The 9,132-nt window shown below is 57.4% G+C and carries 14 protein-coding genes and 1 pseudogene; 12 read left to right on the top strand and 3 right to left on the bottom strand.

Annotated features, from left to right (window positions below):
• Together RIFP1SYM_RS18360 and RIFP1SYM_RS17605 are read left to right on the top strand one after the other, a co-directional pair.
• On the top strand, positions 1–645 hold a 645-nt coding region (locus RIFP1SYM_RS18360), incomplete at its 5' end, for a hypothetical protein (RefSeq protein ID WP_240992132.1).
• A 105-nt stretch (positions 646–750) separates the two neighbouring features.
• Positions 751–951, top strand: a complete 201-nt coding sequence (locus RIFP1SYM_RS17605) for a hypothetical protein (protein ID WP_139042162.1) — start codon at positions 751–753, stop codon at positions 949–951.
• Positions 952–1,004: 53 nt separating this feature from the next.
• On the opposite strand, the gene RIFP1SYM_RS14515 is transcribed toward RIFP1SYM_RS17605, so the two are convergent.
• Complete coding sequence (locus RIFP1SYM_RS14515; RefSeq protein ID WP_005966119.1) at positions 1,005–1,742, bottom strand: hypothetical protein; 738 nt, start codon at positions 1,740–1,742, stop codon at positions 1,005–1,007.
• Positions 1,743–1,844: 102 nt separating this feature from the next.
• Here RIFP1SYM_RS14515 and RIFP1SYM_RS18355 point away from each other — a divergent pair, with 102 nt between their 5' ends.
• From RIFP1SYM_RS18355 to RIFP1SYM_RS14470, 10 genes and pseudogenes are all read left to right on the top strand, one after another.
• A complete protein-coding gene (locus tag RIFP1SYM_RS18355) occupies positions 1,845–2,003 on the top strand; it encodes a hypothetical protein (RefSeq protein WP_006474133.1) in 159 nt (52 codons plus the stop codon).
• Positions 2,004–2,019: 16 nt separating this feature from the next.
• A complete protein-coding gene (locus RIFP1SYM_RS14510) occupies positions 2,020–2,256 on the top strand; it encodes a hypothetical protein (RefSeq protein ID WP_240991596.1) in 237 nt (78 codons plus the stop codon).
• Between the two features lie 173 nt (positions 2,257–2,429).
• The gene (locus tag RIFP1SYM_RS14505) at positions 2,430–2,939 is read left to right on the top strand and encodes a phage regulatory CII family protein (protein ID WP_005966114.1); all 510 of its coding nucleotides are present in this window, start codon (positions 2,430–2,432) and stop codon (positions 2,937–2,939) included.
• On the top strand, positions 2,914–3,228 hold the full coding sequence (locus RIFP1SYM_RS14500) for a hypothetical protein (RefSeq protein WP_005966112.1): 315 nt from the start codon (positions 2,914–2,916) through the stop codon (positions 3,226–3,228). Before RIFP1SYM_RS14505 ends, RIFP1SYM_RS14500 begins: the two co-directional genes overlap by 26 nt.
• Complete coding sequence (locus tag RIFP1SYM_RS14495) at positions 3,215–3,478, top strand: hypothetical protein (protein WP_005966110.1); 264 nt, start codon at positions 3,215–3,217, stop codon at positions 3,476–3,478. Before RIFP1SYM_RS14500 ends, RIFP1SYM_RS14495 begins: the two co-directional genes overlap by 14 nt.
• A gap of 406 nt (positions 3,479–3,884) precedes the next feature.
• The gene (locus tag RIFP1SYM_RS14490) at positions 3,885–4,181 is read left to right on the top strand and encodes a DUF7673 family protein (RefSeq protein WP_240992131.1); all 297 of its coding nucleotides are present in this window, start codon (positions 3,885–3,887) and stop codon (positions 4,179–4,181) included.
• Positions 4,178–4,780: a tyrosine-type recombinase/integrase gene (locus RIFP1SYM_RS14485; protein ID WP_005966104.1), complete on the top strand. Its 603-nt coding sequence runs from the start codon at positions 4,178–4,180 to the stop codon at positions 4,778–4,780. Before RIFP1SYM_RS14490 ends, RIFP1SYM_RS14485 begins: the two co-directional genes overlap by 4 nt.
• 194 nt (positions 4,781–4,974) lie before the next feature.
• Positions 4,975–5,193, top strand: coding sequence for a hypothetical protein (locus RIFP1SYM_RS14480; protein WP_039960615.1), 219 nt, complete (start codon positions 4,975–4,977; stop codon positions 5,191–5,193).
• A complete protein-coding gene (locus RIFP1SYM_RS14475; RefSeq protein WP_005966100.1) occupies positions 5,190–5,375 on the top strand; it encodes a hypothetical protein in 186 nt (61 codons plus the stop codon). The genes RIFP1SYM_RS14480 and RIFP1SYM_RS14475 overlap by 4 nt, the downstream gene beginning before the upstream one ends.
• Positions 5,376–5,453: 78 nt before the next feature.
• Positions 5,454–8,188, top strand: a pseudogene (locus RIFP1SYM_RS14470) (toprim domain-containing protein).
• A gap of 267 nt (positions 8,189–8,455) precedes the next feature.
• Here RIFP1SYM_RS14470 and RIFP1SYM_RS14460 read toward each other — a convergent pair.
• Together RIFP1SYM_RS14460 and RIFP1SYM_RS14455 are read right to left on the bottom strand one after the other, a co-directional pair.
• Positions 8,456–8,752, bottom strand: coding sequence for a HigA family addiction module antitoxin (locus RIFP1SYM_RS14460; protein ID WP_005966092.1), 297 nt, complete (start codon positions 8,750–8,752; stop codon positions 8,456–8,458).
• 12 nt (positions 8,753–8,764) lie between these two features.
• Positions 8,765–9,040 (bottom strand): type II toxin-antitoxin system RelE/ParE family toxin, encoded by a 276-nt coding sequence (locus RIFP1SYM_RS14455; protein WP_006474125.1) that lies wholly within the window; start codon positions 9,038–9,040, stop codon positions 8,765–8,767.
• Between the last annotated feature and the right edge of the window lie 92 nt (positions 9,041–9,132).

Raw genomic sequence — 9,132 nt, 5'->3', positions numbered from 1 at the left:
AATAAGGCATCACAAACTAGCAAGACTGAAAAGTCCCGAGAATCATCACGTCAATTGGCTGTAAAAATAGATGCATTTAAAAAACAACTAAAGCAATCCTCGGCGGAAAATGAAAATACTTTAACTCGTTTTTGGCATCAGTCTACTGCAATAATTGGGCGAGAGATAGATCAACTAATTCATGGTTATGTTGAATTAGCAACTTCCGAAAAAACTCTTAAACATCTTCTTGATGCAAAAATGCACCTATATACTGCGGAACACGATCTACTTGTCAGTCACAATGTTAAAGATTCTGCACAAGAACTAGATAGCGTGCTTAAATACTTGGATAAGGCCGATCAGGTCGCTAAAAAGCCGATACAGAAAGAAATTAACGATTTAAATACAAAAATAAATCTATTAAAGGAGCAGGTAAAACAAAGTCATGAGGCGTGGAAAGATAATGATGAAATTTTATATCTCAACCAGGCGAAAAAGAGCCTAGCAAAGGCCAAAGACAAGGCGTCGCCGCAAACTAAATTGCGAATTGAGTTAATTGAAGCCGATATTCAAACATTACGGGCAGATATTGAAAGAAGAAACATTAAGAATAACTATGAATCTTGCATGGCAACGTTGAGGGGTATTATAAACGAATTATAAGTACAGGGGCTCAAGTTATCAGCTAATAAACGCTTGCGCTCGGACAAAATAAAGCTACGTCGCTTTGCTCCTTCACTTTACTTTGCCGGTGAAGCGAGTCGCTAGGTGAACCGTAAGAACAGGGAAGAAATTAATGTTAAACGTAAAACAGACGAAACTGAAAGTATTGTAATTTTCGAACCTGATGGTTCGTTGTCTGACTGGGTTGAGAGAATTCAAATAGGCGGCAACACGATCGAGGCGGATGCAAACCATCTCCCGCTGCTGACCTGCCCAGTACATTTGTACGGGGCAGGTTCCCACTGAAGCAGACTTCAAGTATGCCGCCAGCATAGTAAGCTTTGCTGGTTGTAAAATTGCTAAAGCTGAAGGCTTTCGGCGATTGCCAGTAGGCGTTTTTTGTCTTCATCGCTGAACCTACGGAAGATTTTCAGCAGGCGCTTTTCTTGTTTTGTGAGGTGGTCTTCTGTGTCGGCGGTGGGGGTGAATTGGTCGAGGGTATCGGTTTCTTGCCAGGCTTGAGCATTGGCGAATAGGCCTTCTTCTTTTCTCCAGCCGATGAGTTCGTAGTTTCCCATGGCGCCTCGTTCGAGGCGCTCGTATTGTTCATCTGTGATTTTTAGCGTGTAGAGGCGGCTGCCGGTTTCTGTTGCCTGGGCTGCCCGTTCCAGGGTGGCTTTTCCCAGGTGGCCGGCGATGATCTCGACCTGGGTGAAATCTACGCGTCTTCCCTTTATTTCAAAGTGACTGTGCTGTGCCAGCAGAAGGGTGAAGCCCTCGCTGTGTTCGCCAGTGACTATTGCAATCACCCAGCCATCCCCTTCACACAGGGCATCCAGCAGCTCGGCACCATCCTCGTCTGAGAGGGCATAGGCGACGTAGAACGGTGCGCCCTTGCCTTCAGTTAGCCAGATCAATGAGGCGTTTTCGGTGCGTGAGATTGCGCGGAGTACGTCAGATGACGGTGTGCGCCCTGCATTGCGAAGCGCATTGATGGTTGCTTTTGTCAGTCCGGTGGACTCAAGCCACGGGGTGATATAACGCCCGCCTGATAGAAAATTAATTTTTGATAAGAAATCGTTATGAGCAGATGGCATGTCGTCGCTTGACCGGTAGCGAATGCGCTACTAAGGTAGTGTTAACGGTACCCGACGAAATCGCAGGAACATAAAACAGCATCCTAAATCATGGAGCGTGAAATGAAAAACATCCAGCGACCCAAAACCTTGTTTGTGGACCCAGCTATTCACAAACGCCTCAAACTGCTGGCGGCGGAGAGAGGTACCTCTGTGAAAGATCTGGTCGAGGCCTTTGTTCAAGCGGGGCTGGAACAAGCAGAACAGAAAAATGCGGCTTGAGACTAAGGAAACAGAAATGGACTTGCCACAACAACTCTACAACGAGGCCTTTGGCCCTGGTGTTTATCGCACCCCGCGCAGCCGCGCCTACGAGGAGGGGGTGATGTCGGCCTTGGTCTATCGCTTTAATGGCGAGCGCATGTCGCGGCCCTATGAGGTCGGCACTGCCGAAGCCGATGCCTGGTTCGCCGGAACCCGTGAAGGGCATCGGCGCTGGCGAGATTGGCAGGAGAAACAGGCGGCAGCCGCCTGAGAGAAGAGAGGCCCCAGCCGGTGCGGCAACACTGGCTGGGGCGAACGAGGCAGCAGGACTTGGCTTGAGCACCTTCATCCGTACATCCTCGCGTGAAATAGGGTAGTCGATCTCTCCATACGCGAAAAGCCTAGTCCGCTGTCTCTCACTGATCCACGTGAGAGGAACGCACAGTGTTACGGGAAATACCATCCCACTGGACGCCGGTGCAGGAGGCTGCCTGGCGGACCGTCCACGAGTTTCGGAAGGGAATGAAGGGCGGCGCCGAGGCGCTGGGCCCAATGCTCGGCAAGAGTGCTGGCACCCTGTCGAATGAGGTCAATCCTGAGTCATCCAGCCACAAGCTGGGGCTGGAGGATGCCATCACCCTGCAGTTGATGGCGCAGGATTACCGCCTGCTGCACGCCTTCAGCCACACCTTGCACCACATCTCTATCCAATTGCCGGATGCAGAGCCGGTCGGGGATGTGGAGCTGCTCGATAAGTTCAGCGCCTGGCAGGCAAAGATGGGCTGTACCTGTGAGGTGATCCACCAGTCTTTGGCCGATCATCGGGTCACGCTGACTGAGGCCCGGGCGATCAAGACCGCGGGCTATCGGCACATTCAGGCCTTCCTTGAATTTCTTTCACGTATCGAACAACTAGCGGAGGCGGAAGATGCACGCAGAACGATACTTGCTTGATGTGCCGCAAACCATCCAGCTGCTGGAGCTGTTGGGCGGCGGTGTTCCCAGCTGGATGACTGTCCCAGGCTTGCCCGATCAATTGCCGTTTGTGCCGGGGCGGCATGGGGCGGCGATGGATCTGGCTGTCGATGTGATGCCACCGGCCGTGGTGGCGTCGATTCGGGCGGCGGCAGCACCGGATCAGGATGCTGTTGATGATGCCTTGCCGCCAGCGTTGACGTTAAAGGTGGCGGTGTTTCTGTCGGCACGTGGTGTACTGCGGGAGGTCGGCCATGTCGGTGCCTGACTTTCTGGCCAAGCATGGTATTCGCCGGGTTGAAGACAATATTCCGTCCGGGCATCAGCTGCGGGTTGGCACTTCGGTTTTTTTCCTGCTCTTTAAAGACGAATTGATGTCGGCCTGCACGGTAAGCAGTGAAGCCGCTGCGCCGGTACAGGCTCCCATCGCCGTGGAGCCTGACCCGGATGAGCTGGAGCTGTTGGCCGCAATGGAGACCATCGCGCGGATCCAGAAGAAGAGGAGGGAAGGGCGATGATTCGTCTGCTTCGTGCCGGTGTTTTTGCCGCTTCCGGCGATCGCCGGAGGCTGTGGCTGGAGATCGGCCAGCCCCTGATTATTGGCCCCCAGTTGGTGCTGACGGCGTTGGAGAACATTCAGGACGGCGAGCGGGAGCTGGTGATCCGCATCGAGTCCCCTACGACTGCGTTTGAGTCGGTTGTTCCGGCGGGGGCGGTGGTGAGCTGCAACGGCTGGGCCAGCCTCTGGGTAGTGCCCAGGGCGGTCGAGCAGGGTGCCTCCGGGGCTTCCCGGCGGGTGTTTCTTGAGTTTGTTCGCACAACCCGCTCTCTTAAGTGGGCGAGTNGAATCAATACGGAGATCAGAGAATGGAAATCATCATCAATCATCGTGAGCTGGCAGCCTCCACATGCATTCCAGAGAGCATGAAGGAGACGCTGGCGGTGGCGCTTCAGTATTGCCTGAAGGTGGCTGTATCACAGGACACGTCAGGTGCTCGCGTGGTCGCCCAGGGGCTGCTGTCGGCCTACAACGGGCAGCGCTTCCGGTTCGATGTATCGGATCTGGCCCTGCTGGATGCGGTGCTCTGTGAAAACCTGCTGGACGTGTTCCGGCTGCGCCACCTGGGGCGTGAACCGCACATGCTGATCCTCAACGGTGGGGCTGTGTTTGAGCATCTTGCGTTGGTGTGGGGCCTTGAGGGCCAGCGGGGTGAGTCATGAACCGGCGGGTGTTTGAGCGCTACCTGAAAGAGGGCGAAGAGCGGCAGCTGTTCCAGACGGTGAATCAGTTCAAGAGCGTGCTGGCCCGGCGGGACTACGCCTGGATGCGCTTCATGCGCCAGACCGGTATTCGAGTCGAGACCATGGCGGGTCTGAGCGTGGGGGATGCCACGGCGGCGCTGCGGGATCGTTACCTGATCTTGCGCCCCGAGATCACCAAGCGGAGCCAGGGCGGCAAGGTGTTTCTGACCAATAAGGCGCGGCGGGCGCTGCGCGATCTGCTGCAGATCCGGCGGGAGATGGGCTACCCGGAGAGTGCGGATCTGCCTCTAGTCTACTCCCGGAAACACAAGCGGATGAGCATCAGGAGCTATCAGGACCGGATGCGCCACTGGTGCCGAGCCGCTGGTTTGGAAGTGAAGGCGTCTCCGCACTGGTTCCGCCACACCTTGGCCAAGCGGTTGATGAAGAACTCGACCGCTAAAGATCCCCGCGGTGTGGTGCAGGGTGCGCTGAACCAGCGTGACCCTCGCTCAACGGCGGTTTATACGCTGCCGGATCGTGAAGACATTGAAGACGCCATGGAAGAGGTCTCGTGAATATCTCTGCTGGTTGGCAGCGGCTGAGGTGTGCATTCGTGCATGGATCGGACGTGCGCACATAACGATGAGAAGGCCTGAGTAATCCATGCGATAGGGGCGGGGTGGAATCTCTTCATCTCCGGCCAGGGCCCCGGGGTGACCGTTTAACTCTTCCGGCAGCCTTCTGCCTGGCATTTTTACAGGAGAACAGCATGTTCGATGTGACGATGGTGGGTTTGTATTTGATGCTCTGCGCAGCGGTTCTGCACTGGTGTCAGATGACGATCCCAAGGGCGGTGGATGTTCTGATCGGCGACAGCCTCTTCATGGTGTTTATGAGTGTTCTGCTGTTCCCGCTGGCGGTGTTGCTGTTGGTGCTGATCCACAGATGCCAGCAAGGGGAGCAGGCCGACGCGCCGCAGGGCGAATGAAGAAGGTCAACCTGTCTCGGATCCCCAGAGAGCGCAAGCGTGAAGCCTGGGAGAAGCTGCAGCGTGACTATCCCGCCCAGGCTGAGCTGGTTGAAAGCGAGTTTGTGCAGGAGATGGCGCAGGCCTTTGATGGGGAGATTGTTATTTATCTGCCGGAGGCGGGTGACAACTTAACAAGGTAATGACCATGAAACTGAGAGAGATTGAATGCAGCCAGCTTGTAGGGAATCAATTTGCCGGCGTCCACAGCAGGTAGTTTTATGGCTTCAACTGAAGAACTCAAACAGCGTATCGATCTCTATGACCTGGCCGCTAAGCTGGGTCTGGAGCGCCCCCAGAGCCGGGGCAACTACAAGAGCCCTCGGCACCCAGACAAGAGCCCGTCGCTGTCGATCTTCGCCGACGGCACCCGCTGGAAAGATCACTCTTGTGATGATGCGGCCGGCACCTGCATCGACCTAGTGATGTATGTGGAAGAGTGCCCGGTGGATGAGGCGATCCGCCGGCTGCATGAGATTTACGGTATTCCTCTGGATCGCCCCGATGCGCCCAGGCGCGAGCTGTCGTTTGAGGAGAATGTGGCTGGCCGCTGTCTGGCTCAGGCGATCAGGTGAAGGCTTTCCTGGTGGAGACACGAAAGATCGCGGAAACGGCGGTGGAGCGGGCGATTCGTGGCAAGTCGCTGGGGTTTAACACCTTCCTTCCACCAAGCGCCAGGTGGGGGAGGTGGGCTATGGCGGCCCGGCGGCGGCCTTCATTGTGCGCACTCTCAACCCTGGCCATGTGAAGGCGGTGGATATGCGCTATCTGGACCCGTCACTGAATGGTGAGGTGAAGACTCAAACCATCGGCGAGAAGTTCGGCCATATCTGGACGGCTGACCTGCGGGCGCTGAAGGCGGCGCGGCGGGTGTTTGTGGTGGAGTCCGCCATCAATGCGCTGTCGATCGATAGCTGTAGCCTGCCTGGCACTGCCACGGTGGCATCCCGTGGCACCGGCAATGTGGATAACATCGACTGGCGTTTCCTCCAGGGCAAGGAGGTTATCGTGGCGATGGACAATGACGCGCCCAACGAGCGCACCGGCTATTGCCCTGGGCAGAAGTCGGCCTGGTCGGTCTATGAGCAGCTGACGGGGCTGAATATCTCGGCGATGCTGCTGGATCAGTCGGAGTGGGATGACGCTGGCTGGAATGATCTGAACGACGTGCTGCAGGATGTGGGCGCATCGGGCCTCAAGATCGAGCTGAACAGGCTGGAGCACTGGGCCATTCCAGGGATGATCGGGGATGCCGAGCGGCAGAAGGGGCGGTCCCGTTTGTTCCTGCCATCTTATGACTTCGCGCACTACTGGAAATACCGGGTCAAGCCGGATTTCACCACCTATGTGAGTAAGGTGGAGAAGGATGATGAGGCGGGGGATGACAAGCTGACAATGCAGGATCTGTGCGGGTTCCGTGTTGCTGGCATTAGCCGGGTGACGGTCGCCAGTGCGCTCTCGACCATGACCGGGGAAGTCGATGCCCAAGCCGCAGGTGCTATTTTCTGTCTCGGTGCAGGCGCCCCGGCATGGCGCTAACCTGCAGCGCCGGGTGTTTGAGGATGAGCAGCTGCACAATGTGGATCAGTGGCGGAAGTTTGGCCCGGTGTTTCAGCCCAGTGCGTTCAATCGGATGGTGAGTATCCTGGAGCGCAGTGCTGACCTTGGGGCCCGGCATGCGGTCAATTTTGTTGGGCTGGCCTGGCGTGAGGGCAAGCTGGTGGTGAATGAAGGACCGGACTGCTATTTCACGAATCCGCAGCAGCAGTGCCCCTACCATAACCTGACCTTTCACTCGGGCTCGAAAGAGGATGCACGACAGGTCATCAACGCCTACCAGGCCACCTTTAAGCACAATGCGGCCCTGCAGCTGCTGGTGTGGGGTTTGGGTGCACATCTGAAGGCGCTGCTGGGGTTCTGGCCGCACATGATCATGCAGGCCGACAAGGGCTCGGGTAAATCGACCCTGATCAAACGGCTGGAACGGACTCTCACCTTCACTATGTTCTCTGGGCAGTCGCTTGAGACTGTGTTCCGTATCGTTACCTCTATCTCTTCTACCTCGCATCCAGTGGGCTGGGAGGAGATCTCGGCGCGCAGACAGCAGACGATTGATGCCGCGGTGAACCTATTGCAGGAGAGCTACCAGTACACCATCAACCGACGTAATTCGGAGATGACTGAGTACATCCTCTCGGCGCCGGTGCTGATGGCCGGTGAGGATGTGCCGGTGCGCTCCTTGCTGGGTAAGGTGGTGCGGGCCAGCTTGAAGCCGGGAGCCAAGGGCACGCTGATGCGCGAGTCGTTGCCCCGGTTCCCGATGCTGCAGTGGCTGCAGTTCCTCGCAAAACACTACGACCGCAGCCAGATTCAGGAGATCTATGGGCGCTATCGCAAGCGCTGTCTGGATCTTTCCCGTGCCTCTGGTGACGACGATGGCGCGGTGCGCATGGCGGGTAACTATGCGGCGGTGCTGATGGCCTGGCGGCTGCTGTGTGAGTTTGCTGGGGTGGAGGAGTCTCAGGGCGACTTTCCTCAGGATGTGCTGCATGAGATGAATGAGCACATCTCAGAGACCAGCCAGGACCGGGAGCCGTGGGTGTGGATCATGGAGATCGCGCTGTCGGAGATCGATCGGGGTGAGTTTCGCTATCCGCATATGTTTGACTCGGTGCAGGACGACGAGCGCGTCGATGTGGAGTGCCTGTTGGTGCGCACCAGCAATATCATGGACCACATCGCCCATTCACCGGCGCTGCGGGACCGCTGGAATGCCTTGCCGGTGAAGTCCGACCGGGTGTTCAAGCGCCAGCTGCGCCAGGCCGGGGTTATTGTGGCCGAGAATAAGGAGCGGGTGATCAACAGTCGGCGGGTGAGCAACCTGGTGGCTGTCGATCTGGATGCCTTGGTCCGCTACGGGCTGTCGGTGGGCTGGAAGGAAACGGCGCCAGTGTGAGGGGCCGATCAAGCGGATGCGCCCGTCCGGCCGCGCCTCGCGCGACCTATGCCGCCACGGGATCTATATCGCGGTCCAGCCGATCGCCGATCTTTGCCTCCGTCACGGCCAGATCGTAGGCGCTTTGCAGGTTCATCCAGAACTGCGCCGAGGTGCGGAAATACCGCCCCAGCCGCAGCTCGGCTCAGCATGTCGCCACTCCTAGTGGTAGTCGATCAGGCGCACTGCTGCTCGCGGACATGTGAGGCGCGCCAAGCCTCGATCACCTCAAGAAGCCCTCTGCAACGGCAGCACCTCACGCTCGATCTCGTCCTGCTTCCGCCGGGCCGCCTTCAGCTCATAGGCGGCCTGAAGGTTCATCCAGTACATTGGCGTGGTGTTGAAATAGCGGGCCAGCCGCAGCGCGGTATCCACCGTAATGCCGCGCCGCTCCCGCACCACGTCATTGATCCGTGGCGCGGAGACCCGCAGCGCGGTGGCCAGCGCATTGGCGCTCATGCCCAACGGCTCCAGGTACTCCTCGCGGAGAATCTCGCCGGGGTGAATTGGTCTCATCTGGTTCATGCGTCTGTCCTCCTAGTGATAATCGGTGATCTCCACATCGCACGGCGCGTCCGTCCAGGAAAAGCAGATGCGCCACTGCTGATTGATGCGGATGCTGTATTGACCCTGCCGGTCGTCACTGAGCTTCTCCAGCCGGTTGCCGGGCGGCAAGCGCAAATCCGCCAGTTCGACCGCGCAGTCGAGCATCTGCAACTTGCGTTCCGCCTGTGCGCGAAAGGCCCGGAACTGCCGGGGGCATTGCCCCTCATAGAGCGCCTGGGTCTGCTTGCACTTGAAGCTTTTAATCATGGGGGCAAGAGTATAACGAGCGGCGTTAAACGTCAAGCGTTATACGCCGATGTTGACACACCCCGCGCCAACCGGGCCTATGCACAAGAGCC

Origin of the sequence: endosymbiont of Riftia pachyptila (vent Ph05) (assembly GCF_000224455.1) — a bacterium.
Taxonomy (GTDB): domain Bacteria; phylum Pseudomonadota; class Gammaproteobacteria; order Chromatiales; family Chromatiaceae; genus Endoriftia; species Endoriftia persephonae.
This window is presented reverse-complemented; position numbering and strand designations above follow the sequence as displayed.